27 protein-coding genes and 1 tRNA gene are annotated in these 24,048 nt (G+C 53.5%); 14 read left to right on the top strand and 14 right to left on the bottom strand.

The window, feature by feature from the left end; genetic code table 11:
• The first annotated feature begins 77 nt into the window (after window positions 1–77).
• Window positions 78–1,214 (top strand): hypothetical protein, encoded by a 1,137-nt coding sequence (locus H6853_08860; GenBank protein USO03615.1) that lies wholly within the window; start codon window positions 78–80, stop codon window positions 1,212–1,214.
• A gap of 13 nt (window positions 1,215–1,227) precedes the next feature.
• Window positions 1,228–1,638, top strand: coding sequence for a hypothetical protein (locus tag H6853_08855; GenBank protein ID USO03614.1), 411 nt, complete (start codon window positions 1,228–1,230; stop codon window positions 1,636–1,638).
• Between the two features lie 198 nt (window positions 1,639–1,836).
• Here H6853_08855 and H6853_08850 read toward each other — a convergent pair.
• Both H6853_08850 and H6853_08845 read right to left on the bottom strand, forming a co-directional pair.
• Window positions 1,837–1,913, bottom strand: a tRNA-Pro gene (locus tag H6853_08850).
• Between the two features lie 8 nt (window positions 1,914–1,921).
• Window positions 1,922–2,956, bottom strand: coding sequence for a polyprenyl synthetase family protein (locus H6853_08845; GenBank protein USO03613.1), 1,035 nt, complete (start codon window positions 2,954–2,956; stop codon window positions 1,922–1,924).
• Window positions 2,957–2,999: 43 nt separating this feature from the next.
• On the opposite strand from H6853_08845, the gene H6853_08840 reads away from it, so the two are divergent.
• Entirely contained in the window at window positions 3,000–3,728 is a 729-nt protein-coding gene (locus H6853_08840) for a methyltransferase (protein USO03612.1), read from the top strand.
• Complete coding sequence (locus H6853_08835; GenBank protein USO03611.1) at window positions 3,725–4,225, top strand: GNAT family N-acetyltransferase; 501 nt, start codon at window positions 3,725–3,727, stop codon at window positions 4,223–4,225. The genes H6853_08840 and H6853_08835 overlap by 4 nt, the downstream gene beginning before the upstream one ends.
• Here the strand turns inward: H6853_08835 and H6853_08830 are convergent.
• Entirely contained in the window at window positions 4,208–4,585 is a 378-nt protein-coding gene (locus tag H6853_08830) for a hypothetical protein (protein ID USO03610.1), read from the bottom strand. The genes H6853_08835 and H6853_08830 overlap by 18 nt on opposite strands.
• A gap of 175 nt (window positions 4,586–4,760) precedes the next feature.
• On the opposite strand from H6853_08830, the gene H6853_08825 reads away from it, so the two are divergent.
• A complete protein-coding gene (locus tag H6853_08825) occupies window positions 4,761–7,445 on the top strand; it encodes a pyruvate, phosphate dikinase (protein USO03609.1) in 2,685 nt (894 codons plus the stop codon).
• Window positions 7,446–7,822: 377 nt separating this feature from the next.
• On the opposite strand, the gene H6853_08820 is transcribed toward H6853_08825, so the two are convergent.
• Together H6853_08820 and H6853_08815 are read right to left on the bottom strand one after the other, a co-directional pair.
• On the bottom strand, window positions 7,823–8,440 hold the full coding sequence (locus H6853_08820; protein ID USO03608.1) for an HAD family phosphatase: 618 nt from the start codon (window positions 8,438–8,440) through the stop codon (window positions 7,823–7,825).
• Between the two features lie 92 nt (window positions 8,441–8,532).
• Complete coding sequence (locus tag H6853_08815) at window positions 8,533–9,306, bottom strand: folate-binding protein YgfZ (GenBank protein ID USO03607.1); 774 nt, start codon at window positions 9,304–9,306, stop codon at window positions 8,533–8,535.
• Between the two features lie 4 nt (window positions 9,307–9,310).
• Between H6853_08815 and H6853_08810 the strand changes: the two genes are divergently transcribed.
• Window positions 9,311–10,276 carry a glycosyltransferase family 9 protein gene (locus H6853_08810; GenBank protein ID USO03606.1) on the top strand — a complete coding sequence of 322 codons (966 nt, stop codon included), beginning with the start codon at window positions 9,311–9,313 and terminating at the stop codon, window positions 10,274–10,276.
• Window positions 10,277–10,291: 15 nt separating this feature from the next.
• Here H6853_08810 and H6853_08805 read toward each other — a convergent pair whose 3' ends face one another.
• Window positions 10,292–10,708, bottom strand: a complete 417-nt coding sequence (locus H6853_08805; GenBank protein USO03605.1) for a hypothetical protein — start codon at window positions 10,706–10,708, stop codon at window positions 10,292–10,294.
• 112 nt (window positions 10,709–10,820) lie between these two features.
• Complete coding sequence (locus H6853_08800; GenBank protein ID USO03604.1) at window positions 10,821–11,216, bottom strand: hypothetical protein; 396 nt, start codon at window positions 11,214–11,216, stop codon at window positions 10,821–10,823.
• Between the two features lie 147 nt (window positions 11,217–11,363).
• On the opposite strand from H6853_08800, the gene H6853_08795 reads away from it, so the two are divergent.
• Window positions 11,364–11,624, top strand: a complete 261-nt coding sequence (locus H6853_08795) for a hypothetical protein (GenBank protein USO03603.1) — start codon at window positions 11,364–11,366, stop codon at window positions 11,622–11,624.
• On the opposite strand, the gene H6853_08790 is transcribed toward H6853_08795, so the two are convergent.
• The 3 genes from H6853_08790 to H6853_08780 form a co-directional block, all read right to left on the bottom strand.
• Window positions 11,621–12,091 carry a hypothetical protein gene (locus H6853_08790; protein ID USO03602.1) on the bottom strand — a complete coding sequence of 157 codons (471 nt, stop codon included), beginning with the start codon at window positions 12,089–12,091 and terminating at the stop codon, window positions 11,621–11,623. The two genes, H6853_08795 and H6853_08790, sit on opposite strands and share 4 nt — an antisense overlap.
• A 122-nt stretch (window positions 12,092–12,213) precedes the next feature.
• Entirely contained in the window at window positions 12,214–13,920 is a 1,707-nt protein-coding gene (locus H6853_08785; GenBank protein ID USO03601.1) for an ABC transporter substrate-binding protein, read from the bottom strand.
• Between the two features lie 24 nt (window positions 13,921–13,944).
• The gene (locus H6853_08780) at window positions 13,945–14,955 is read right to left on the bottom strand and encodes an adenosine kinase (GenBank protein USO03600.1); all 1,011 of its coding nucleotides are present in this window, start codon (window positions 14,953–14,955) and stop codon (window positions 13,945–13,947) included.
• A 69-nt stretch (window positions 14,956–15,024) separates the two neighbouring features.
• Between H6853_08780 and H6853_08775 the strand changes: the two genes are divergently transcribed.
• From H6853_08775 to H6853_08750, 6 genes are all read left to right on the top strand, one after another.
• A complete protein-coding gene (locus tag H6853_08775) occupies window positions 15,025–15,609 on the top strand; it encodes a TetR family transcriptional regulator (protein USO03599.1) in 585 nt (194 codons plus the stop codon).
• A 138-nt stretch (window positions 15,610–15,747) separates the two neighbouring features.
• On the top strand, window positions 15,748–17,043 hold the full coding sequence (locus tag H6853_08770) for an aminotransferase class I/II-fold pyridoxal phosphate-dependent enzyme (protein ID USO03598.1): 1,296 nt from the start codon (window positions 15,748–15,750) through the stop codon (window positions 17,041–17,043).
• Window positions 17,044–17,095: 52 nt separating this feature from the next.
• Window positions 17,096–17,902 (top strand): RnfABCDGE type electron transport complex subunit D, encoded by an 807-nt coding sequence (locus tag H6853_08765; GenBank protein ID USO03597.1) that lies wholly within the window; start codon window positions 17,096–17,098, stop codon window positions 17,900–17,902.
• Window positions 17,899–19,296 carry a DUF2330 domain-containing protein gene (locus tag H6853_08760; GenBank protein USO03596.1) on the top strand — a complete coding sequence of 466 codons (1,398 nt, stop codon included), beginning with the start codon at window positions 17,899–17,901 and terminating at the stop codon, window positions 19,294–19,296. Before H6853_08765 ends, H6853_08760 begins: the two co-directional genes overlap by 4 nt.
• 34 nt (window positions 19,297–19,330) lie before the next feature.
• Complete coding sequence (locus H6853_08755) at window positions 19,331–19,792, top strand: DUF4402 domain-containing protein (GenBank protein USO03595.1); 462 nt, start codon at window positions 19,331–19,333, stop codon at window positions 19,790–19,792.
• 117 nt (window positions 19,793–19,909) lie between these two features.
• A complete protein-coding gene (locus H6853_08750; protein USO03594.1) occupies window positions 19,910–20,302 on the top strand; it encodes a hypothetical protein in 393 nt (130 codons plus the stop codon).
• Here H6853_08750 and hemA read toward each other — a convergent pair.
• Complete coding sequence (gene hemA / locus H6853_08745) at window positions 20,299–21,525, bottom strand: 5-aminolevulinate synthase (protein ID USO03593.1); 1,227 nt, start codon at window positions 21,523–21,525, stop codon at window positions 20,299–20,301. The genes H6853_08750 and hemA overlap by 4 nt on opposite strands.
• Before the next feature lie 117 nt (window positions 21,526–21,642).
• On the opposite strand from hemA, the gene H6853_08740 reads away from it, so the two are divergent.
• Window positions 21,643–22,617 (top strand): ribokinase, encoded by a 975-nt coding sequence (locus H6853_08740; GenBank protein USO03592.1) that lies wholly within the window; start codon window positions 21,643–21,645, stop codon window positions 22,615–22,617.
• A gap of 31 nt (window positions 22,618–22,648) precedes the next feature.
• On the opposite strand, the gene H6853_08735 is transcribed toward H6853_08740, so the two are convergent.
• The 3 genes from H6853_08735 to H6853_08725 all read right to left on the bottom strand — a co-directional run bounded on the left by H6853_08735 (window position 22,649) and on the right by H6853_08725 (window position 24,004).
• Complete coding sequence (locus H6853_08735) at window positions 22,649–22,825, bottom strand: hypothetical protein (protein ID USO03591.1); 177 nt, start codon at window positions 22,823–22,825, stop codon at window positions 22,649–22,651.
• A gap of 103 nt (window positions 22,826–22,928) precedes the next feature.
• Window positions 22,929–23,447: a hypothetical protein gene (locus H6853_08730; protein USO03590.1), complete on the bottom strand. Its 519-nt coding sequence runs from the start codon at window positions 23,445–23,447 to the stop codon at window positions 22,929–22,931.
• Window positions 23,447–24,004 (bottom strand): response regulator, encoded by a 558-nt coding sequence (locus tag H6853_08725; protein USO03589.1) that lies wholly within the window; start codon window positions 24,002–24,004, stop codon window positions 23,447–23,449. The genes H6853_08730 and H6853_08725 overlap by 1 nt, the downstream gene beginning before the upstream one ends.
• Between the last annotated feature and the right edge of the window lie 44 nt (window positions 24,005–24,048).

Below are 24,048 nucleotides of genomic sequence, written 5' to 3'. Positions count from 1 at the left end.
CGGAAAGAATAAAGATAGCACTATTGCGCGCTTTTTTTCTTGTGTCTATAGGCGCAGTTCGGGTAGAGAATGAAACCATGATCCTGAGTTCCAAAGATACGCAGTTTAAACTCGCGGAAGACGGGCAGATTTTCTGGCAAAAAGAGGTCAGCAATCCTTTGCCCGGCGTGAGGATAGGACATGTCACCAAAGGAGATGCTTTGACCCTGCCAAAGGCCGAGATTGACATCTCTGATGAGACAGGCGAGGCGAAAGAAGATGTTCGCGTTTTTGTGCAAGGGTGGCTGGACCGGCATATCAAAACCGTTCTGACGCCTTTGTTTAAGCTGAAAGAGTCTGAAACCGTTCCTGAAAATCCCAAGGCCCTGCTGGAGAAACTTTTCACCGCGCTGGGGATACTGCCCCGCGAAGACCTCCAGTCCCTGATTTCGACTTTCGATGAAGAACAAAGGAAGGCCCTGCGCGGGTTTAAAATACGGATGGGCCCGCTTCTTGTCTTTTTGCCGGAACTCAACAAACCGGCGGCAGTGCGTTTGCGCGCCCTTCTTCTGACGCTCTGGCAGGGCAAAGATTTGCCTGCGCAGGTGCCGACGGACGGCATCGTTTCTTTTTCAATCGAAGATCGGGACATTGATAAAGACTACTACCGCAGTATCGGATATCCGGTTTACGGGCCGCGCGCGATCCGTGTGGATATGCTCGACCGGGTTGTGTGCGCGGTCTATGACGCCGCAAAAGAGGGGCAGTTCCAGGCGCAGCACCAGATGGCCGAATGGCTGGGGAGCAATATTGCCGACCTCTATAAGGTTCTGGAGGCGATGGGGCATGTCAAAACGCACGATCCCCTTGAGGAACAGATTGCGGAAAAATTAAAGGCGGAAGAGGCAAAAGCAGAGGAAGAAAATCCGGCGGAAAACAAGCCGCAGGAAGAAAAAGCGGAGCCTCAGGCGGCGGAAAACAAGCCGCAGGAAAAACCGGAGCTGGCGACATTCCGGCTGAAACGCGGCAAGGCGATCCATACCGAAACCGCGAAGTCCAAGCCGAATTTTAAAACCAAACCGAAAGAGAAACCTGCGGTCAAAAGAGTAAAGCCAAAAGGCAAGCCCGGAGAAGACCGGAATAAAGAGCGCGTTTATAAGGCCGAAGCCAAAATAAACCCTGAAGATTCTCCTTTTGCCGTTTTGCAGCAGTTAAAAGACGCTGCCAAAAAATAACCGGAAAAATCAGATGTTTCGTCTTTTTCTTCTTTTTCTTTGTTTCGCTTTTGTCTTTATCCTGCCCGCACAGGCGCAGCCGGAAGACGGACCGTTTTTTTCCGGCGCCTATCTTCTAGAGCTGTGCAAAAAAGACGGCGGCGGCGGCGAAAAAGTGAAACGGGGCCATACGGCCTGTCAGGCGTATATTGCTGGTGTGATCGACTATCACGATCTGCTGCGCTCTTTGGGAACGTCGCCAAGCGTGGATATGTGTGTCCCCAATACCGCGAAGACGAGCGATCTTCAGAACATTGTGCTGGCCTACCTGGAAAAAAACGCCCAGCACGACCCTTTTAGCGCTGCACCTGCCGTGGCGCTGGCTTTGTTCGAAGTGTATCCCTGCCCGAAAAAGAAAACTTCACAAAAAAAGAAAAAGAAATAACCCGTGGCTATAACCAGTTTATGGTCTATTGTTTTTGACAAACAAGTTTCGGATTTTTAGGCTCTGTTGGCTTGCCGTGCCGTAGCAGCAACATGTCCCTCTTCTTCGCCTTCGCTACGCTACGGCGTGACTGCCCCGGATACTGCCCCAGAGAAAACCGGGAAAGGAGTTAAAAAAGTCTGAAACCCTTGAAAACACTGGTCGGGGTGAGAGGATTCGAACCTCCGGCCTCATCGTCCCGAACGATGCGCGCTACCAGACTGCGCCACACCCCGAACTGTCTTTAATATTCCCGCTCGACGGTGAAGTCAACGAGATCGTCCAGCAGCGCGCGTAATTCGCTATCCGGCGCTTCGGCCAGCGCAAGGCGCGCTTTTGCCGCATAGGCGCGGGCGATCTCCAGCCCGTCTTCAAGGGCGTTATGTTTCGCCAGAATCTCCTGCGCCGTCTTCAGGTCTTCTTCGCTTTGCACTTTATCGGCGAAGGTGCGCCGCCAGAACGCTTTTTCTTCCGCACTGCCTTTCTGACAGGCGAGAATAACGGGCGCGGTCATTTTGCCTTCCCGGAAATCGTCGCCGACGGACTTGCCGAGCTTTTCGCGCGCGGAATTGTAATCCAGAACATCGTCGGAAATCTGGAAGGCAATGCCAAGATTCATGCCGTATTCGCACAAAGCTTGCGCGGCGTTTTTATCCGCTTTTTTTTCTTCACCGGCAATGACGGGGCCGACTTCGCAGGCGGCGGCAAAGAGCGCAGCGGTTTTTCCTTTCACGACGTCCAGATAATTATCCATCGTCGTGTCCAGATTGTTCCGGGTGGAGAGTTGCAGGACCTCTCCTTGCGCGATCACCGCCGAGGCATTGGATAAAATGCGCAGCACATCCAAAGACCCATCCTCCGTCATCAATTGAAAGGCACGGGAAAAAAGGAAGTCCCCGACCAGCACGCTCGCTTCATTGCCGAAAACAATATTGGCGCAGTCCTGCCCCCGCCGCTTGTCGCTTTCGTCCACGACGTCATCATGGAGAAGGGTGGCCGTATGAATAAACTCCACAGCGGTGGCCAGACGCTGCGCACGGGCCATGTCGCCGTCATAGAGAGAGGTGGCCGCCAAGGTCAGAAGAGGGCGGATGCGCTTGCCGCCCGCCGCGATCAGATAGCCAGCAAGTTCCGGAATGAGCGGCACGGGCGAGGCCATGCGCTCGATAATCATTTCGTTGACGCAGGTCATATCCGCTGCCATGACTTCCTGCAGCCGGTCGAGCGGCGTTGCGGTCGGACTTGCGGTTTCGGGCGCTTTGGGGTTTAAAGCTGTCATAGGTTTCTGAATTAAACCACTCAGGCGTGTTCGGCAAGATATTATGGCAGATATGCGTGAAATTTATGTTTTGAATAAAAAGGTCAGGCTCTTGCAGCCGGCGGAAGGATTTCGCACGTCCATGGATTCCGTGATGCTTGCGGCGGCGTGCCCCATAAAGGAAGGCGAGACGTTTCTGGATATGGGGTGCGGTGTGGGCGGCGCCGGATTTTGTGTGCTGTGGCGCGTGGCCGGAACGCAGCTAACGGGCGTGGAGCTTCAGGACAGCCACGTAGCGCTTGCAGAGGAAAATATCGGGTTGAATAAAATGGAAGGCCGCGCCGAGTTTGTTTGTGATGATATTCGCCGGTATCAATCGGCGGCCCCGTTCAATCATGTGATCTGCAATCCCCCTTATCTGGAGGCCGGACATCACAGCCCTTCGCCGCGGCCGGAAAAGGCCGTTGCCATGGGGCATGAAGAGGAAGCGTTGTCGGTGAGCGACTGGATTGACGCGGGATTTCGGAATTTGAAATCCAAAGGGTCCTTGACCATGATCCACCGCGCAGACGCGGCAGACCGGATGATACGGGCCATGGGAAAACGTTTCGGGGACATAGAGATTATTCCCCTTTGGCCCAAAGCGGGCGCGCCCGCCAAACGCATGATTATCCGCGCGCGCAAGGATCGCAAAGGCGGCGCCATTCTTCATCCAGGAGTGATCCTGCATGAAAAAAACGGAAAGGATACGAAGGAAGCGGATCTTGTCTTGCGGGAAGGGAGAGCGCTGTGATTGAAATACGAACGGCGATATTGGCAGATGTTCCCTGCCTGTACGCGATTTATGAGGCGATGGGACGAAAAGACGAGGGGTATTTTGAGCGCTCCCTTGAAGAGGGACGGACCATTTTAATGGCCGATTTCGAAGGAAGGACGGCGGGCTTTGGCATACTGAACTGGCGGCCGAAATATGCCCTGTATAGAAAACTGGGCTTTCCGGAAATCCAGGATTTAAACGTCCTGCCGGACATGCGGCAAAAAGGGGTGGCCACAGCGCTTATCCTGAAATGCGAAGCGCTGGCCCGCGAAAAAAAATGTGAGAGCATTGGCGTGAGCGTGGGCCTTACCAAAAAATATGGTCCTGCGCAGCGGCTTTATACCAAGATGGGCTACAGGCCGGACGGCAACGGCGTGACATATGACCGCGCCTCCGTTTCTCACGGACAGCGACTGCCGGCAGACGATGATTTCTGCCTGATGCTCGTAAAAAACCTAGAGGGTGAAGGTTAAGTTGTTTTGTCGAAACACATCGGCATACCGGACGGAAAAAGTGACAAGCGCCTTGCGGACCAAAGATTTGGCAATTGAATGACCTTCAATGCACGGGCCAAAGGGCGCTTTTGCAAAAAGCTGGAGTTTGCTCAGATGCGTCTGGAGGATGCTTTGGTCGAAATTCGGTGGAAGCCCTTCTTTCAAAGGTTCAAACACCGGAATCAGGGCAAAAACGTTATTTTCAACGGCTATGGTTGCCAGAGTCGCTTCGGCTTTTTCTTCCGCCGTGGCATTCAGCAGGTCTGTTTTCATGTCCCAGAGTTTGAGAAGTTCTTCCTTGGGGCATTTGAATCCTTCCAGTTTGTCCTGACCAGTCATTCTACGCGTTACTTTCCCTTAAAGTTTGTTATTTAGAAGGTTTAACTTTGTAAAATACAAAGATTAATATTGTGTTAAAATTTTCCATAGTTAAAAATTTTCTTGGTTTTTGGGGCGAAAAATAATAGGGTCAGACTCACTTCAGGCAAGCGTTTCAACGGTAAAGGGATGACCAATGACCAAATGGGTGTACAGCTTCGGTAAAGACAAGACCGAAGGCAAATCGGACATGCGCAATCTTTTGGGCGGAAAAGGGGCCAATCTTGCGGAAATGGCGGCGTTAGGGCTTCCTGTCCCCCCCGGATTTACGATTACGACGGAGGTCTGCACGGCCTTTTACGAGAACGATAAAAATTATCCCGATGACCTCAAGGCGCAGGTCGAGGGTGCCCTGGCGGCTGTGGAAGCCCAAATGGGGATGACATTCGGCGGCGCGGAAAATCCTCTCCTCGTTTCAGTCCGGTCCGGCGCGCGGGTGTCCATGCCGGGGATGATGGATACGGTTTTGAATCTGGGCCTGAATGATAAAACGGTTCAGGGCCTGATAAAAAAATCCGGCGATGCGCGGTTTGCGTGGGACAGCTACCGCCGTTTTGTCCAGATGTACGGGGATGTGGTCATGGGGCTGGAACACCACGACTTCGAAGAGATTCTGGAGCAGCACAAGCGCGATGAAGATATCAGCGAAGATACGGACGTCACAGCCGAAGGCTGGGAAAAAATTGTCGGGCTTTACAAGGAAATGGTTAGGAAAGAACTGGGGAAACCCTTTCCGGAAGATCCGTATGAGCAGCTTTGGGGCGCGATCGGCGCCGTATTCGGATCATGGATGGTGCCGCGCGCGGTAACCTACCGGCACATTCATGATATTCCTTCGGACTGGGGCACTGCCGTAAATGTCCAGTCCATGGTCTTTGGCAATATGGGGGACGATTGTGCGACCGGCGTGGCATTTACACGCGACCCTTCCACAGGGGAAAACTATTTCTACGGCGAATATCTCATCAATGCGCAGGGCGAAGACGTGGTGGCCGGCATCCGCACGCCGCAATCCCTGACCCTGAAGGGCAAGGAAAAAGAAGGCAGCGAACTGCCCGCGATGGAAGAAACCATGCCGGACGTTTTTGCGCAGCTTTGCGATGTGCGGGCGCGTCTGGAAAAACATTATCGCGATATGCAGGATGTTGAATTCACCGTGCAAAAAGGAAAGCTTTTCATGCTGCAGACGCGCACGGGAAAACGCACGGCGGCCGCCGCGCTTAAAATCGCCGTCGATATGGTAGGTGAAAAGCTGATAACGGAAGAGGAAGCTCTTTTGAAGCTGGATCCGCAATCTCTGGACCAGCTTCTTCACCCGGCGCTGGACCCTATGGCGCATAAACAGATTGTCGCGAAAGGATTGCCTGCCTCTCCGGGCGCGGCTTCCGGCGAAATCGTCTTTAGCGCAGACGAGGCGGAAAAAAAGGCCGGCGCCGGGCACAAGGTTATTCTTTGCCGCGTGGAAACATCGCCGGAAGATATTCACGGCATGCATGCGGCGGCGGGAATTCTCACGACGCGCGGCGGGATGACGTCCCACGCCGCTGTTGTGGCGCGCGGAATGGGGCGTGCCTGTGTCGCGGGCGCCGGGGCGATTTCGATTGATTATAAATCCGGCGTGATGCGTATCGAGGGCGTGGAAATAAAGGCTGGAGAAACCATCACGATCGACGGCTCTACCGGGGAAGTCATGCTTGGCGAAGTGGCCACGATCGACCCCGAACTCTCCGACGATTTTGCCGCCGTTATGGGCTGGGCCGACAAGGCGCGGCGGATGAAAGTCCGCACCAATGCCGAAACGCCTCTGGATGCCAGAACGGCCGTGGGATTTGGCGCCGAAGGGATCGGGCTGTGCCGGACGGAGCATATGTTCTTCGATCCGGAGCGAATCCAGCATGTGCGTGAAATGATTTTTGCCACCAATGCGCAATACCGCCGGGACGCCGTCGCCAAACTTTTGCCCGCGCAGCGCGGGGATTTTGTAGAGCTTTTTGAAATTATGGGCGCGCGGCCCGTCACCATCCGCCTGCTGGATCCGCCTTTGCATGAATTTATGCCGCATGAAGCGGGCGATATTAAAACCTTCGCCGAAGCGGCGGGCTTTCAGGAAGATCAGGTGCATCGCCGTCTGGGCGAACTGGCCGAAGCCAACCCCATGCTGGGGCACCGGGGTTGCCGTTTGGGGATTACCTATCCCGAAATTTACGAGATGCAGGTGCGCGCCATTTTTGAAGCCGCCATCGAAACCGGCGCCGTGCCGGAAATCATGATCCCGTTGATTGCGTCGCCGAAGGAGCTTGAAATTCTCCGGGCGCTCGTTGAAGAAACGGCCGAGGCCGTCTTTGAAGAACAGGGAAAACGCGTGGAATATCTGGTCGGCACCATGATCGAATTGCCGCGCGCGGCGCTGGTCGCGGAGGATATTGCCGAATATGCGGACTTCTTCAGCTTCGGCACGAACGACCTGACGCAAACGACCTTTGGCGTCAGCCGGGACGATGCCGGAAAATTCCTGCCCGCTTATATCGAACAGGGCATTTTGGACTATGACCCCTTTGTGCGTCTGGACCGGAGCGGCGTCGGCAAGCTTGTCGATATCGCCGCGCAGGGAGGACGGAAAACGAAACCGGGCCTGAAGCTCGGTATTTGCGGGGAACATGGGGGCGACCCCTCCTCTATCGCGTTCGTCGAAGGGGTGGGGCTGGATTATGTGTCCTGTTCGCCTTACCGCGTGCCCATCGCCCGCCTTGCCGCCGCGCAGGAGGCGATCAGGCAAAACGGAAAAAAGCCTGACGCCGCAGAGGTTAAAAAAGCGGCTTAGTCCTGTGCAGATATTAAGGCTCTAGTTTTTTGCACGTAGGCAACCCACGATTGTCCGGGGTTGTGGAGAGGCATGAATGGTAAGTAACTTTTCCGTCAGTCTCGCACGAAACAGTTGAGTATCTGCCGGTTCCATTTGTGTGCATTTGTCCCATTTCCAAACATGCTTTGTCATTAGCGACGGTTCTGGTAAAGGACGTTATACCTCTATTATCAGACATAACGATAGTTGCCGTCGTTTCAGCCAGAGCTGTTGTCGCAACGGAAAAGGGAAGCAACAGGGCCATGGATGTTCCTGCAATTCTACTCATTTTTTGACTCCTTTTTCGTAGTTTTATAGTGCGAGCGATATCTTATGTCAATAAAATATACAGATATTCAAAAAAGCGGTTCAAGGACGATATCGCTATCATCCCCCATAGGGCGGTGGAGAACCTGCATGCCGGCGGCCTTTCCGGCCTGTACGCCCAGAGGGTCGTCCTCAATCACAAGGCAGGCGGCGGGATCGATTTTTTGCCCTGTGATTTCTTCCATCTTGCGCAGGGCGGTGAGGTAAGGGGAGGGGTCGGGTTTTCGGCCTTCGTAATCTTCCTTGCAGAGGATAAATTTCATGCGCGGGGAAATGTCTTTGGCCTCTAACGCCGCCATGACGGAGCGGCGGCGGCCGTTTGAAACGACGGCTTGCGGGATATTCTTCCCTTCAAAATAATCAAGGGCTTCGGCAATGCCGGGGCGTACATTAATCTCACCGATATGATCGATATACCAACCATCTATTTCGTCCAGATAATCTTCGCAGGGTATGCTGAGGCCCAGTTCTTCCGTGAGCCACTCCCAGTTTTGAACGCCGTTATTTTCGTAAATGTGCCGGCGGTATTGGTCGCCTAACGCAATGTCATGTTTTTTGAGCGTTTCAAAATGCTTGCGCCAGTGATGCTCCGCCGTATCGACCAGCGTGTTGTCACTGTCCCAGAAGACATATTGGACTCTAGTCATTTGCATTTACTTTCTGACATCGTTACTGTGCTCCTCAAGTGGGTCATCCACTCGTCGTCGCTTGTGCCTTGTCAGAAAGCAAAGCCAAACGACTATAGTGGGATGAGGTTACCATTTTTATTTTCCTTCATATTTTTAATATGTTCATCTTTTAAAAGCGCCAATCCGATATCGCCGCAGGAAGATCGCATGTTGCCAACTATTTTTCCGCAGATTTCAATATCTGTGAAAGGGGGCTGTGCGGGAGCGTTTAGTTTTACAGGCACAAGATGTTTTTTGCAAAGACCGCGATGATGCGTGCGCGCCGTGAGTTCCTGTCCCATATAACAGCCTTTGTTCCAGTCAATGCCATTGAGCTTGTCAATGCGGCATTCAAGGAGCGTTGAACGTTCGACTTCCATATCGCGGCTTCCGTCCGGAATGCCAAGCGTAATCCGGCGGCGGTCCCATTCCGCGAAAGGCTTTTCTTCCATATCCGGTTTTTCAAAGCTGCGGAAATCCATATCGGGGTGGCGGGGGTCCGGCAGCCCTTCTTTGAAGCCGAAAACCGCGTAAACGGAATTGTCTTCTTCGATTGAAAGCCGGACGTCCGCCCGCAGGCGGTACGTGTTCAGGCGTTGATATAAATCCCGCGCGCGTGCGCCGCCTTCACAATCCAGCAGGAGGAAACCATCGCCTTCCTGTATAAAGAAATCATGCAGGAACTTCCCCTGCGGGGTGAGCAGGCAGGCATAGAGAAGATGTCCGGCAGACAGTTTGTGAATGTCGTTTGAGATTAAACCTTGCAGGAAGTCATGCCGGTCCGTTCCTTCAATATGGATGAGACCTCTGGCTTGTAATTTGGTAAAGAATGGGGTTGAGTGCATATCCATGAAGATTCTTTTTATCACATCTACGCGCCTTGGCGATGCTGTTTTATCGACAGGGCTTTTGAATGACCTGCTGGTGACATATCCGGAAGGAAAGGTGACGGTGGCCTGTGGCCCGTTGCCGGCGAGTCTGTTTGAAGGGTTTCCGAATGTGGAAGCCGTTTTGGCCCTGAAAAAGGAACGGCGCGGCGGCCACTGGATGAAGCTGTGGAAACGGGTGGCCGGCACGCGCTGGGACATGGTGGTGGATTTGCGCAACAGCGCGGTGTCCCGGCTGATCCGCGCAAAGCGGCGCTATATCTTCGGGCGCCATATCGATAAATCCGCGCACAAGGTGGTGCAGGCCGCCGCCGTTATGAAACTGGAGAAAGCGCCGTCTCCGAAGCTCTATTTCACAAAGGCGCAGGAAGCCTTCGCCGAGGCGCTCATTCCGAAGGGCGGCCCCGTTCTGGGCGTCGGGCCGTCGGCGAACTGGATCGGGAAGAGCTGGCCGCCGGAAAACTATATCGAGCTTATTGCCTGGATTACAGGGCCAAAGGGGCCTTTGCCGGGCGCGCGCGTGGCGGTTTTTGCCGCGCCGGGGGAAGAAGATCAGGCAAGGCCGGTCTTGGCCTCTGTGCCGGAAGGGCGCCGGATTGACGGGATTGCGAAGGGAAATCCGGGAGAAGTGGCGGCGGCGCTGGCGCGGTGCAGCCTTTATGTGGGCAACGATTCCGGCCTGATGCATGCGGCGGCGGCGGCAAGCGTGCCGACGGCGGGATTGTTCGGGCCGTCTTATCCGCATCTTTATGCCCCGTGGGGCGCACATACGATTTATGTGAGCACGCCGGAAACCTATGACGAATTGACGGATTTTGAAGGCTATGCGCCGGAAACGACCAGAGACTCCCTGATGAGGAGCCTGACGGTCGCGCGCGTTCAGGAAGACATTTCAACGTTCTGGAACGGCCTGAAAAAAGCGGCCTAAATTATACCGGCATCGCTATATCAATATTTGTCTGGGAGCCGGAAGGGGTATTTTAAAAGGCGCCTGAAAACTTTGAACAGGGGCGTAGCCTTGACGGTTTGCAGGGGCAGAGACATCTATATTGTTCGAGTCTGTGGACGATACGGACAGGGAGAGGGCCATTCCCGCGGCAAAGCCCGTTACGCCGCCGTAAGCGGCAGCCTTGAAGGCTTTGTAACGCTCGTTAACGGCAGAAACGGCCCAGATGTTTGCGAGCGTAAAGCTGACAAGACCAACGCCAGCGGTTACAAGAACGGAAAGCTGAACGGCCCCTGTTGCCATGAAGTTATCAACGAAAGCTTTTGCTATCCTGTCCGCGCCCAAAGGTGCAACGGCGCCAAAAATGCTGCTCAGAATGCCTGAAGCCGCAAACGCTTTTGTGTTGTTTGTCATTTCCATCGTAAAACGCCTCGTACTCAAATCCCGAAAAGAGGCCAAGCCTAACAAATATTTACATATTGTCAAGTTTTTCCTGAGATAAATGCAAGGAGCCTGTAATGGACGGTTACTTAGGGCTTTGAGCCGGAAGGGGGCAGGCTTTTGCGCGAAGCGTCGGAAGCGCTTGCGGGCAAGGACCCTGCGTTTCCATTGTCTGCGGTTCCAACGGCGCGGAGGCATCCATGTCGTCTGGATTTGCGGCGCCGACATTAAAGGCCAGCGCTATTCCGCCGACCCCCGCCAGTGTGCCTCCTGCCATTCCGATCAGAGCCGATTTTGTCGAGCCGTAACAGGTTTTAACGGCAGAAACGGTTAAAAAATCGACCGTCAGAAAAGCCAGAGTCACAATAGCCGCCGGGACAAAAGAACGGGTGGAAAGAGCCGCGAGCGTGCCGCCTACACCAAGGGCGGTCACGGCAGCAGACGCGCCGAACGCCTTCATATTATCTGTTCTTGTACTCATGAGACACATTTCCCTCTATATTCGTTATATATTTGTTTTTTAAATTGAGGCGACGCTAATATAAGCTTTACATATCGTCAAGTCTTTCTTGGCGTAATATAAAGTTTTCCTCTGGATTTTAAGGGGTATTTGAAGGATAGTTTTACGATGAAAAGGAATGCGTTAGTAGAAAAAGCGGAAGAACTGGATGCGGCTTTGTGTAAAATGGGCAGCGCTATGGAGTCGCGGCACGGCGATTTCTCGGAGGCTGCCAGAGCGTTTCATTTTTCACCAGAAGCCGAGGAACTCATTGCAGCGACTATTGCATTCCGTATCTCTACATCCAGAGGAAAGCTTACAAACGGAAATTCGCCGGCCCAGACGGAAAGCAACAACAAAATTCTCCGCGGAATCTTTCCCGCGCTTTAGTCGTTCAGGTTTTTATACGGCGCGGGGTTCTGGGAGGCGGAGTGAATGCTTTCGACATTTTCACGGCTTCCGGCTTTTTTAACCCGGCGCTTGCGAGCGTAGTCGCTGCGGGCTTTGTCGGCCTCGGCATAGGGGAGGTACTCCATCCGCTCCCACCCCTTGCTGTCCATGCAGGTTTCGAAATCGTGATAATCCGAATGTTCCGCGCGCAGATATCCATCGCGCTCCGGCGTTTCCCATCCGGCCATCCGGCCCTCCGGCGTGTCCCGATCCGGCACGCGTCCCTGAAATGTTTCCCCGCGCGTGGCGGCGCGCACGGCACTCAGGCGCTGGAGCTCCGCAATCTCATTGGTGCATGTGGCGATGTCCTGATGGAGGGATTGCTGGGCCTTGGGGCCTTGCAGGTAAAGAGCGGAGGTGGCGCTTTTGCGCTGCCAGTATTGTGCGTCCTCCAAGCGGGGATACATGTTGCAACCCGCAAGAGTCGCAGTAGACAAAGCAAGAATTATAATTTTACCGCGCATAAATCTGGTCATTTCCTTGTGAATCACGCCTGTGAAGGAGAGGATAGCAACCCCCCGTCACCGGCTCAATCCTGTTTCGGGGTTATCCCCCGATCCATCCACCATGTTTCAACAGTTATCCCGTAGAGCGGCGTTTTGTCCGGCCTTTGGACCGGGGGCCAGTAAGCCACGTAATCCTGCGGATTGTAATAGAGGGGGATCATATAGTTTCCGGCCATCAGGGCCGCATCAAGGGCGCGGACGTTTTCCACAAGCTCCGCCCGGGTCCGGGCTGTGGGGATGGTTTTGGCCAGCCTGTCGATTTCGGGATCGCAAATCCCGGCATAATTCCACCGGGAGGGCTGGTTTGCCGATTCGCAGGACCAGTAGAGATATTGCTCTGTTCCCGGAGAAAGGGTGGAAAGCCAGTAATACAGAATCATGTCGAAATTGTATTCGTTCAGGCGCCCGCGAAAGGCCGCGCTGTCCAGCACCCGCACGCGGGGGGATATGCCCATGCGCTCCAGATTGCGGACAAGGGCAAGGGCAAGTTTTTCCTGGGACGGATCGTCCAGCAGGATTTCGAATTCGAAAGATTTTTTGCTTTTTTCATGAATGCGTTTGCCGTTTTCGACAACCCATCCGGCGTCTTTCAATTTCTGGTCTGCCAGACGCATCAGCGTGCGGCGATCCGTTATCTCTTTTTGTTCCTGCGGGGCGGCCGCCAGATCCGTGTTCGGGAAGAAGCTGTCGATGCGTTTATATTCGCCGTGATAAAGGGTCTTGTTGACCCAGTCGAAATCAAAAAGAAGGCCTAGGGCTTCGCGCACGCGGATATCGTCAAAAGGAGGGCGGCGCGTGTTAAAGATAAAGCCGCGCACGCGGTCGGGCCTTCCATGTTTCAGACGTTCCCGCTTTACCTGCTCATTCGTTGCGGCGGGAAAATCGTAGGCGCTGTTCCAGATGCCCGCATCCCATTCGCGCCGGAAATTCAGGTCACCGGTTTTAAAAGATTCAAACGCCACGGAATTATCCCGGTAATATTCGTATTCGATCCGGTCGAAATTATTATGCCCTTTGCGGGGCAGAAGGTCCGCCGCCCAGTAATCCTTTACGCGCTCATATGCAATTTTCCGCCCGGCATCGATGTCGGAAATTTTGTAGGGGCCGCTGCTTAAGGGCGGGTCGAGCATCGTGGCGTCGAACGTTTTGCCCGTCCACCACGTTTTGGACAGCACGGGCATCAGCGCAAAAATCATGACGGTTTCGCGGTCGTAGCCTTTTGAAAAAGAAAATTTTACGGTGCGGTCGTCTATTTTTTGCGCTGATGCCAGAGCGTAAATCCGGCGCATGTTCGGACGGCCTTGTTCGCGGAGGGTTTCAAAGGAAAACAAAACATCGTCGGACGTGATGGCGCTGCCGTCATGGAAGCGCGCCCTGGGATTTAGAAAGAAGGTTATGGAAGAGCGGTCTTCCGGCACCTCGACTTTTTCAGCGATCAACGGATACATCGTGAAGGGTTCGTCCCATACCCGTGCCATCAGGCGGTCCGTGGTAAGTTCCAGCCCATTGGCGGCCTTGCCTTTGATAGAGAAGGGGTTGAGTGTATCGAACGTGCCGATTGCCGCCTCTTTGAGGGTGCCGCCCTTGGGCGCGTCGGGTCTGGCATAATCCAGATGGGTGTCTTCGGGGCCGTATTTCGGCGCCCCGACCATCGCGAGGCCGTAATGCTCGGCGGCAGCGGCAGGCAAAGAGAAGAAAACCAGAGATAAGAGGAAAAAAATCGTTCGCATGGTTTCTCTGTTGTCGCGCCGCTTTTAAGCGGCCTTTTTCGGGAGAAGGTCGGCCAGTGTTTTTTCCGGCCGCGGCCCCATATGCGAGATGACTTCCGCTGCGGCAATGGCGCCGATTTTTCCGCACATATTCAGGTCCAGCGCGTATCCGTTCGTGTAGCCGTATAAAAATCCGGCGGCGTAGGCGTCCCCGGCGCCGGTCGTGTCAACCACCTCTTCCACGGCTTTGGCGGGGATGTCGTATATATCGTCCCCGTTCAGGATGACAGAGCCTTGTTCGCTGCGCGTCAGGCAGGCGATTTCGCATTTTTGATCCAGAATGGCAGGCACCTGATCCCATTCAAACACTTCATAGAGGGATTTGATTTCTTCTTCATTGGCGAAAAGAATATCAACATGTCCGTCCACGAGGTCTTTGAAATCCTCACGGTGGCGGTCCACGCAAAAGGGATCGGATAAGGTCAGGGCAACCTTCCGGCCGGCTTTATGCGCAATTTCCGCAGATTTGATGAAAGCTTCTTTCGCATGCGGCGGATCAAAGAGATACCCTTCCAGATACGTCACGGCCGTATTGGAAATCAGCTCTTCGTCGATGTCGTCCGGATGGAGTTCCACGGCCGCGCCCAGACAGGTGTTCATGGTGCGCTGACCGTCCGGCGTCACGAGAATCATACAGCGTCCGGTCGGGGCTCCGAACGCCAGAGGCACCGTATCGTAGTGAACGCCCATGGCGCGCATGTCATGCGCGAAAACTTCGCCGAGCTGGTCGCCGGCCACTTTGCCGATATAGGCGCCTTTGCCGCCGAGAGACGCGTAACAGGCTATGGTGTTCCCGGCGCTGCCGCCCGATACTTCCACGCCCGCGCCCATTTCGCCGTAAAGCTGCACGGCGCGGTTCTGGTTTATCAGGGTCATCGTGCCTTTTTTCATTCCGTGTTTTTTATCCTGAGCTTTGATAAATTCGTCGCTGGCGTGGGCCAGGACATCGACAAGGGCGTTTCCAATGGCAACAAGACCGTATTTTGTATTGGGCATGAGACTTCCTTTTTGTATAAATTCCGCTATGCTTGATTTTTATCGGAAAGATCAGAGAAAACAAGGGATATGGTTAAAAAGGCCACTACAAAAAAAACCGTAAAGGAGAAAGTGATAAAAGCGGCCTTCGATCTGGCGAAAACGCGCGGATGGGAGCATGTTACGCTTGCGGAGATCGCCGAAGCGGCGGGGTTTGAGCGGCTGGAGATCCATGACGATTTTGCCGACAAGACGGATATTTTAATCGCTTACGGACGCCTTTTGGACCGGAAGGTTCTGGAAGCCGTCGGGGAGAGCGCTTCGGAGGAGAGCCCGCGCGAGCGCCTTTTTGATCTGTTGATGGAGCGTTTCGACCTCCTGAATGAAGACCGGGACGCCATTGTTTCCATCCTGTGCTCTTTTAAACTGGCCCCCAAAGAGGCGGTTATTTCGCTTCCCCATCTTGGGCGGTCCATGAGCTGGATGCTGGAAGCGGCCGGCGTGTCGACAGACGGGATATCCGGCGCCGTCAAGGTGGCGGGCCTCACAGGCCTTTACCTGAACCTTTTGCGCTGCTGGCGCGAGGACAAAAGCCCCGATATGTCGAAAACCATGGCCGCGCTGGACCGCGATCTCGGGCGCGCCGAACGCTTTGCGGCCAGTTTCCTCCGTTAAACCGTTTTTGTGCCCGATTGAGGGGAAGCAGCGCAGCATAAAGTTTTGTTGACGCGATTTTGCGGGAGAGATAGTTTTTTTGCCGAAATCGAAGCAATAGAGATAAAACAATAGAAATTAAAGAAGAGGTGCACGTCCATGATTGAACTTTCCGAAGCGGTTGAATCCATCCCCCTTTCCCCGACGTTGTGGGCAAACGAACTGGTCTGGGCAAAACGGGCAAGCGGCGAAACGGTTTATCATATGGGCTTTGGCGAGTCTCCGTTCCCGGTGCCTGAACGTCTTCAAAAAGCGCTGGGGGCTGCGGCCGGGCGTAAGGAATATATACAATCCGCCGGACTGCCGGAACTCCTGAAAGCAGTGCGTGAATATTACCGCCCCTTTCTGGGCGATTATGTGGATGCGTGCGATGTGATTGTTGCGCCGGGAAGCAAGCTGATCCTTTATGCCCTTCAGGTGGCCATTAAAGGGGATTTGCTGATGCCGGTGCCGAGCTGGGTAAGTTACGAACCGCAGGCGAAACTGATCGGCACGGCCGTCGTCAAAGTGCCGACAACGCTGGACGATGCGGGATATCATCTTTCTCCGGAAGATCTTAAAAACGCGATTCACAAGGCGCGTGAAGAGGGCAAAAACCCCACGAAAATTATCCTGAATTATCCGAACAACCCGACAGGTCTGACCATTCCTGAAGAGGAGCTTCCGGGGATCGCCAAGGTCTGTCAGGACGAAGGCGTTTTGATTATTTCCGATGAAATTTACGGACGTGTTTCCTTTGACCGCGACTATTCGTCCATCGCGCCGCATGCGCCGGAAAACACGGCTGTGACAACGGGACTATCGAAGCATCTCTCTCTGGGCGGCTGGCGTTTGGGGGTCGGGTTTATCCCCAAAGGCGTGGAAGGTCTGCAGGGCGCGCTGTGCCGTTTCATCAGCGAGACATGGTCCTGTGTGCCGGCCCCCGTTCAGGTGGCGGCAATCGAGGCCTATAAAGGATATGAGGATATCGAAAAGCACATCGACGATTGCAGGGATGTGCATGCCGTGATGAATAAATATATATCTCAAGGGTTGAAGGATCTGGGGATTACCTGCAGCGGGGCGCAAGGGGCCTTTTACAATTATCCGGATTTCAGCCTTTTCCGCGAAGAACTGGCTTCTCATGGAATCCGGACTTCCCAGGATTTACATGAACATCTGCTAAGGGAATATGATCTGGCCACGCTGCCGGGGAGCGCTTTTGGGGAGGAACCCGACGTGCTGACCCTGCGTTTGTCCGGCTGTGATTATGACGGAGCGGCAGCGCTGAAAGCCTATCAGGGCGGGGAAGTGCTGGATGACGCTTTTGTCGCCAAATATGCGCCGCACATCGTCAAACAGATTGAAATCTTCGGACGGTTCATGGAAAAAATGAAAAGCAAACGCGCGGCCTGAAACGGTTACGAGCGTCTTTTTTTTGCCATGATTGGACGCAATGCTCCCGTCCATGAGGGGTCTTGCATATAGATTTTTAACCGATGCCCGCCATTTCCAAATGCTGGCGGTGTTCCTTCTGATTTTGATTCTGGCCCTGAACGGGGATTTCGGGCCGGACTGGAAAGTCCTTTTGCTGACGGAAGCTTCTGTCTGCATATTTCAGCTTTTGTTCCTGCGGCATTACAACGTGCCGAAAAAGGATTTGCGCAGCGCCGTCATTGCGGGGCTTTCCATTACCCTTCTTTTGCGCACAAATTTTTTGGGCCTGTATGTCCTGGCCGCTTTTTTGGTTGTGGCGACAAAATTCTGGGTGCGCTTTGACGGAAAACATATTTTTAATCCTTCCAATATCGCGATTGTTTTGTGCCTGTTGTGTTTTTCCGATTATGCGTGGATTTCCCCGGGGCAGTGGGGCAGTTCCGCCCTGTTCGGATTGACGGCCGCTTTCATTGCCTTTGTCGTTTTAACAAAGGCGCGCACCGCGGATATTTCGCTCTTTTTTCTGGGGGGATGGCTTTTGCTTACGTTCGGGCGCGCTTTCTGGCTGGGGGACCCGATGGCGATCCCCCTGCATCAGATGCAAAACGGGGCGTTGCTTGTCTTTGCCTTTTTTATGATTTCGGATCCGATGACGATTCCGGATCACAGGGCAGGCCGCGCCGTTTTTGCGCTGGCCACAGCCGCTATAGGGTTTATATTGCAATATGAATTTCAGGTCCGCGCAGGGGTGTTTTACGCATTGCCGATTGTGTGTATGAGCACGCCTGTTTTGGATATGTTGTTTAAACATCAACGCTACCAGTGGGGGAAAATATGATCCGTCTGTTTTTAGTCCTGAGTGTTTTGCTTTTGCCGTCTGCGGCGCAGGCTTTTTGCGGTTTTTATGTTGCGAAAGCCGATGCCGGCCTGTTTAACGGGGCCTCCAAGGTCGTGATTGCCCGGGAGGAAGACCGCACCGTGATGACCATGGCCAATGATTTCAAGGGCGATGTCAAAGATTTCGCGATTGTGATTCCTGTCCCGAACATTATCAAGAAAAACCAGGTCAATGTCGGCGACAGTAAAATCATCGACCATCTGGATGCTTATACCGCGCCGCGGCTGGTCGAGTATTACGATGACGATCCGTGCCAGCGCGTGTATCTGGAAAGGAGCATGATGGGGGCAGGGGCGCCGATGATGGCCATGGCCGATAACGCCGTTTCTTCGGCGAAAGCGCTGGGGGTTACGATTGAGGAAAGCTACACGGTTGGCGAGTATGACATTTTGATTTTGTCCGCCGAGCAAAGCGACGGGCTTTTCAAGTGGCTGAATCAGGAGGGGTATCAGTTGCCCAAGGGGGCCAGTTCCGTCCTTAAAAGCTATATCAAGCAGGACATGAAATTCTTTGTGGCCAAAGTGAATATCGAGGAACAGGAAAAATCCGGCTATACCTATTTGCGCCCGCTTCAGGTGGCGTATGAGAGCGAAAAATTCATGCTGCCCGTCAGGCTGGGGACGCTGAATGCCAACGGGCCGCAGGACCTTCTTCTTTTTACGCTGACCAAAAAAGGGCGGGTGGAGCCGGCGAATTACCGCACGGTCAAGATTCCAAGCGGCGAGGACGTGCCGCTGTTCGTCGCGGAAGATTTCGGTGATTTTTACAAGGCGATGTTTAAACGCAGCGCCGAGAAGGAAGACCTCAAGGCCGTCTTTTTGGAATATGCGTGGGACATGGCGTGGTGCGATCCTTGCGCCGCCGAACCCCTGCCGAATAAAGACCTGCGGAAATTAGGTGCGTTCTGGCTGGAAAAAACGCGGGAGCCTCCGCCGTTTCGTTCGGGCAGGCCGGCGCCGGGGCAGCCTGTCATGCCGATGATTGCGCCTGCACCAAGCCCTGTAAATGTGTTTGTCACGCGGATGCATATCCGTTACACGGCGGACAGTTTCCCGGAAGATGTGATGCTCAAAATGACGGCGGACCGCGAGAACTTTCAGGGACGCTATGTGATGCACCATCCCTGGACGGAAGAGGCCGAGTGTGGGGAAGCGGAGGAATATTACCGCCAGTTGCCGGAGCGTTTTGAAAAAGAGGCCAGAAATCTGGCCAATCTGACAGGCTGGGACATTGCGGACATCCGGGCCAGGATGAAAAAAGGCGGCCAGCCTTTCGATATCAAGCCGCCTTCCGACGGGCGTCCCTGGTATGAAAAAATGTGGGAGGACGAGTAAAAATAAGCTAGGTTAGACATAGGAGGATGGTTTTATGCGCTTCTTTTTAATCCTGCTTGGCTTGGGTTTAATAGGCTTTTGCGGTCCGGCGCGGGCGCAGCTTACGGTTACGCCAACGCAGGGGATGGATTTTGGCAGTTTTGTCATCCGTGACTTTAACGTTGTCAGTCAATTGGTGGTGCATGAATTGACAGGTGTCGTGACGGCCGATGCAAACACGATTCTTTTGGGCGGCGGACAAAACGGGCAGTTTTCTTTAACCGGAGGGCCGGCAAGCAGCGCCTTTACGGTAACGCTGGATGCGACGGTTCCCCCTGTACGGGGCGGTTCCAGTTTTACGCTGGACCAGTTTCTTGTCGCGCCGGCCGTGCTTCAGACGGACGGGGCGGGCGCGGATACGTTTTCTATCGGGATGCGGGCCTCGAGCGCCGGCGGCGGCACCGTTTATTCAGACGGCCTATACACCGGAAGTTACGATTTCACCGTCCAGTTTTAGGTTCCTCTTTGGTTCCTTCGCATTTGCACAACAATATGCGATTGACGGCCTCTTTATCGTTATATAATTTCGTTATTATACTAAAAAACAAAATGAAATTATATAGAGGGTAAAGATATGAGTGCAGACGTAGCGGCGCAGCAGGCTGGGCTTGTTGATATAGGAAATGCAGTTCCGGCGAATGATCCGGTGCAAAGAGCTAAATTGACGAGCAAGGGGTCTCTTGTTGAACAATTTGAGGAGGTGGCCTCTTTTTTAAGAGAGAATGCGGAAGCCCCCAGAAAAAATCTTAATACATGCGGAATGGAATACGGCGTAGACGGCGTTTATCTCGTAGACCATCCGAATGGAAATCTGTTTTTGGAGACAAGAACGGAAACTGGCGCTCCCGAAAGTTTTCTTGTCCTTTACCGACATGGAGAAAGGAAATGGATCGAAAACAACAGGCCGAATAAAAAGGATTCTATCTATTCGGTCATTCAGAAGATGCGGTTTATGCTGGGGAGCTAGGCCCGCTCGGCGGCATATTGGAAGACATGGTTTTCCTCGTAAAGACGGCGGAGGATATCGACCATATGATCGATATCCTCTTTTTTATGCGCGGCTGTTGCGGTGAGGCGCATGCGCTCCGTTCCTTTGGGAACGGTGGGGTAGTTGATAGGCTGCACATAGATGTCATGTTCGCGCATCAGGGTATCGGTCAGGGCTTTGCAGCAGGCGGCATCCCCGATGATGAGCGGGATGATATGGCTGTCGCCTTTTAAATAGGGCAGGCCGTTTTTCTCCAGCGCATCTTTCATGTAGCGGGTATTGTGCCGCACGCGCTGGCGCTCCATCTCGGATGTTTTGAGATATTCCACACTCGCCAGCGCACCGGCCAGGACGGACGGCGGCAGGGAGGTCGTAAAGATAAAGCCGGAGGCAAAACTGCGCACGGCGTCGACCACGGCGGCGCGTCCGGTAATAAAGCCGCCCATGACGCCGTAAGCCTTGCCGAAGGTGCCTTCGATTATGTCGATCCGGTCCATCAATCCGCGCTGCTCGGCAATGCCGCCGCCGCGCGGCCCGTAAACGCCAACGGCATGCACTTCATCCAGATAGGTCATACAGCCGTACCGATCGGCCAGATCGCAAATTTCCCTGATCGGGGAAATGTCGCCTTCCATGGAATAGACGGATTCGAACGCGATGATTTTGGGCTTGTTCGCCGGCGCGGCTTTTAACAAAGATTCCAGATGCGCCAGATCGTTGTGGGCGTAAATATGTTTTTCGCATTTGCCGGAACGGATGCCGTGAATCATGGAGGCGTGATTCAGTTCGTCTGAAAAGACGATACATTCTCCCAAAAGGCGGATCAGGGTGCTGAGCGTTCCTTCATTGGCGACATAGGCGGAAGAAAAGACCAGCGCGGATTCTTTCCCGTGCAAATCGGCCAGAGAGGATTCCAGATCGACGTGGAGCTTATGCGTGCCGGAGATATTGCGCGTGCCGCCTGCGCCTGCGCCGTACGTATCCAGGGCCTCGTGCATGGCCTTTAAGACGGCGGGGTTTTGCCCCATCCCCAGATAATCGTTGGAGCACCAGACGGTGACCTCCTTCACGCTGCCGTCCGGCCCGTGATAACGTGCCCGTGGAAATTGCCCGCAGAGGCGCTCCAGCGGGGCAAAAACGCGGTAGCGCCCTTCCTGTTTGATAAGATCAATTTTTGATTGGAAAAGGTCGTTATAATTCATAATAAATCCACGGAAAGTTGCCTCTGAAGAACACTACTATTTCAAGATCGTAAAGAGATGTCTATACTGAAATCCTTGATGAAGGTCATAAGCGGGAAAAGTCTCAGGGAGAGTTGAATGATTGTTGTTTTCGGTTCCATCAATATGGACCTCAATATCGGGGTCGGGAAATTCCCGCAGCCGGGCGAGACCGTTTTGTCGCTGGATTACAAAACCACACCCGGCGGAAAAGGTGGAAACCAGGCGCTGGCGGCGGCCCGCACGGGCGAAAAAACGGCGCTGGTCGGACGGGTCGGGGATGACGGGATGGGGCTTCGTATCCTGAATAACCTTCGCCGGAACGAGGTGATGACCTCCGGCGTATCCACGTCCGAGATTTTGCCGACAGGGCTGGCTTTTGTGATGCGGGACCGCAACGGGGAAAACGAGATCGTGGTCGCTTCCGGCGCCAATGCCGAAGTGTCCGCCGAGCAGGTGCCGGACGAAATTTTAAAGGCCGGCAATGTCGTGTTGATGCAGATGGAGATTCCCGTGGCGGAAAACATTGCACTGATGGAACGGGCAAAGGAATTTGGCGCAACGGTTATTTTGAATGTGGCGCCGGCTTTGAAATTACCGAAATCCGCCCTGAGTTATGTGGATTATCTTATCGTAAACCAGATTGAGGCGCGCCAGATGGCGGAAAGCTACGGCTTTAATCTGGATAGCGACAAAGACGCCGACCGCATCGCGGAAACGCTGGCAAAGTTTGGAAAACTTACCTGTATTCTGACCCGCGGTCCCCGCGGCACCATTGTTGTGACTCAGGATGGAAGGGCCTGGCTTGTCCCTGCGCTGGAACTGGAAAAAGTCGTCGATACGACAGGCGCGGGGGATTGTTTCTGCGGGACCCTGGCAGCGATGATTTACAAGGGGACCTCTTTGCTGGAAGGGATTAAACGCGCCAATGTGGCTGCGGGGTTGTCCTGCCTGAAAGTCGGCATTCAGGAAGCCTATCCTTATAGCGCGGAGATAGATGAATATCTTCCTTCCCTGCCGGAAGCAAAATCCATCAAGTTTCCTTCGCCAGGCGCAGGATCCATGAAGCCTTAGAGTGTTTTTCGCGCTGTAGCGGGATTGGGTTTTAAGCTTTGATATTCAGAGTGCTGCCGCGGATAGAGGATGTCGGCACATTTTCAATCGCCTTTTCCAAAAGATCGGCAATCTGCTTTTCAGTATCAGCGCTCCTTTTGAGGGAGGACAGCGCCACGTTCTGGCGGGTCATGGCCGCTTCTGCGGCGATTGCTGGCGGGAGTGTCATAAAAATCCTTTCTCTACGCCGTCCATTCTAACATGGAAAATCTTAATTTTGGCTAAAAAACAGAAAGGTTATCCCTCGCGGCAGCCGGGGGAAGGCACGCGTATCAATAGGCAATGCCGTGTTTTTCGTAGTAGCGTTCGCAGGCTTCCCGCAATCCAATCGTCAGGGCTTGTCCTTCATATCCGCCATTCCCCCTTAACCTGTTGCTCAAAATAACAGAGAGTGCTTTGTTGTGGGCCTCAATAAGGGCGAGGGAATCTTTGTCGAGATGGTTTGCCTTTTCCAGAAATTCGAGTGTCACATCTGCGATCATCGAAACAAGGTTGTAATGGAACATGCCGCCATGGGCTTTAAGATCCATAATTTCCTGAACGATGGAAGACAGCGTTTTTGCTTTTTCACTTTCTTCCGCATTGTTTAAATTTTTCAGGAGATTGTTCAGCCTTTTTAAATTCTTTTTACCGTGCGGCACGAAGTCTTCCGGGTTGTTGTCCATGTGCTTCTGGGCCTGGATAAGGTTTCCCGCAGGGATACCGCCGCTGCCAACCTTTTCCTTCAGTTTGTTCGGCGGCATGATAAAGCGTGCGGGTCTCCCCCATATGTCTTCGTCTGTCTTGTCCATTAGAGTTTTTTAACGCTTTCGTGCAGATCTTTTAGAATAAGATCCATTTCTTCATTTAATTCACTACTGACATCCGTTTCCCTTTTTCCTACACCGGAATAGACGACGTTTTTACGCCGGCGTCTGTCCGGGCCGAAAAAATTGGGGGAATCGACAAACTGTCTCGGTTTCTCAATGACCTGAACAATTCTGCTGTAAAGATCGCGAGCGGAAAAGGGTTTCATCAGAAATTCCGTTACGCCGTGATCGCGCGCCTGTTCAACGCGGGCACGGCTTGTATATCCTGTCATCAGAATAACGGGCACAAAAGGGTTTTCGGATTTGGGAGCTTTTCTGATTTTTTCAATAAGATCCAATCCGGTAAATGGTCCTTTTAACCAATCCGTAATGATAATATCCGGCTTTCCGAACGTAAATTCGTGAAAGGCATCCTCGCCGTTCACAGCGCCAATAACATTCGTAAAGCCAAAAATTTTTAAAATGGATTTTGTCAACGACAGCATGGGCGGCATATCGTCGACGACAAGAACTTTGACATCGTGGAGGCGGTAAGTCATGCGTTCAAAGGTTGCATGATTTTTCTTTCAGAACAACAAAAATC

This window comes from Rhodospirillales bacterium (assembly GCA_023898765.1).
GTDB lineage: Bacteria > Pseudomonadota > Alphaproteobacteria > Micavibrionales > Micavibrionaceae.
The sequence above is the reverse complement of the archived record's forward strand: the minus strand, read 5'-3'. Positions and strand labels throughout refer to the sequence as shown.

Bases quoted from the DNA above. Each gene is read 5' to 3' on its own strand.
- H6853_08790 (USO03602.1), bottom strand. From the start codon at position 12,091: ATGTATCCCCGCTTGGAGGACGCACAATACTGGCAGCGCAAAAGCGCC.
- H6853_08750 (USO03594.1), top strand. From the start codon at position 19,910: ATGAGTGCAGACGTAGCGGCGCAGCAGGCTGGGCTTGTTGATATAGGA.
- H6853_08805 (USO03605.1), bottom strand. From the start codon at position 10,708: ATGACAAACAACACAAAAGCGTTTGCGGCTTCAGGCATTCTGAGCAGC.
- H6853_08740 (USO03592.1), top strand. From the start codon at position 21,643: ATGATTGTTGTTTTCGGTTCCATCAATATGGACCTCAATATCGGGGTC.
- H6853_08860 (USO03615.1), top strand. From the start codon at position 78: ATGATCCTGAGTTCCAAAGATACGCAGTTTAAACTCGCGGAAGACGGG.
- H6853_08735 (USO03591.1), bottom strand. From the start codon at position 22,825: ATGACACTCCCGCCAGCAATCGCCGCAGAAGCGGCCATGACCCGCCAG.
- H6853_08840 (USO03612.1), top strand. From the start codon at position 3,000: ATGGCAGATATGCGTGAAATTTATGTTTTGAATAAAAAGGTCAGGCTC.
- H6853_08815 (USO03607.1), bottom strand. From the start codon at position 9,306: ATGCACTCAACCCCATTCTTTACCAAATTACAAGCCAGAGGTCTCATC.
- H6853_08785 (USO03601.1), bottom strand. From the start codon at position 13,920: ATGCGAACGATTTTTTTCCTCTTATCTCTGGTTTTCTTCTCTTTGCCT.
- H6853_08795 (USO03603.1), top strand. From the start codon at position 11,364: ATGAAAAGGAATGCGTTAGTAGAAAAAGCGGAAGAACTGGATGCGGCT.
- H6853_08800 (USO03604.1), bottom strand. From the start codon at position 11,216: ATGAGTACAAGAACAGATAATATGAAGGCGTTCGGCGCGTCTGCTGCC.
- H6853_08820 (USO03608.1), bottom strand. From the start codon at position 8,440: ATGACTAGAGTCCAATATGTCTTCTGGGACAGTGACAACACGCTGGTC.
- H6853_08730 (USO03590.1), bottom strand. From the start codon at position 23,447: ATGGACAAGACAGACGAAGACATATGGGGGAGACCCGCACGCTTTATC.
- H6853_08775 (USO03599.1), top strand. From the start codon at position 15,025: ATGGTTAAAAAGGCCACTACAAAAAAAACCGTAAAGGAGAAAGTGATA.
- H6853_08810 (USO03606.1), top strand. From the start codon at position 9,311: ATGAAGATTCTTTTTATCACATCTACGCGCCTTGGCGATGCTGTTTTA.
- H6853_08755 (USO03595.1), top strand. From the start codon at position 19,331: ATGCGCTTCTTTTTAATCCTGCTTGGCTTGGGTTTAATAGGCTTTTGC.
- H6853_08770 (USO03598.1), top strand. From the start codon at position 15,748: ATGATTGAACTTTCCGAAGCGGTTGAATCCATCCCCCTTTCCCCGACG.
- H6853_08830 (USO03610.1), bottom strand. From the start codon at position 4,585: ATGACTGGTCAGGACAAACTGGAAGGATTCAAATGCCCCAAGGAAGAA.
- H6853_08760 (USO03596.1), top strand. From the start codon at position 17,899: ATGATCCGTCTGTTTTTAGTCCTGAGTGTTTTGCTTTTGCCGTCTGCG.
- H6853_08725 (USO03589.1), bottom strand. From the start codon at position 24,004: ATGACTTACCGCCTCCACGATGTCAAAGTTCTTGTCGTCGACGATATG.
- H6853_08855 (USO03614.1), top strand. From the start codon at position 1,228: ATGTTTCGTCTTTTTCTTCTTTTTCTTTGTTTCGCTTTTGTCTTTATC.
- hemA (USO03593.1), bottom strand. From the start codon at position 21,525: ATGAATTATAACGACCTTTTCCAATCAAAAATTGATCTTATCAAACAG.
- H6853_08780 (USO03600.1), bottom strand. From the start codon at position 14,955: ATGCCCAATACAAAATACGGTCTTGTTGCCATTGGAAACGCCCTTGTC.
- H6853_08765 (USO03597.1), top strand. From the start codon at position 17,096: ATGAGGGGTCTTGCATATAGATTTTTAACCGATGCCCGCCATTTCCAA.
- H6853_08845 (USO03613.1), bottom strand. From the start codon at position 2,956: ATGACAGCTTTAAACCCCAAAGCGCCCGAAACCGCAAGTCCGACCGCA.
- H6853_08825 (USO03609.1), top strand. From the start codon at position 4,761: ATGACCAAATGGGTGTACAGCTTCGGTAAAGACAAGACCGAAGGCAAA.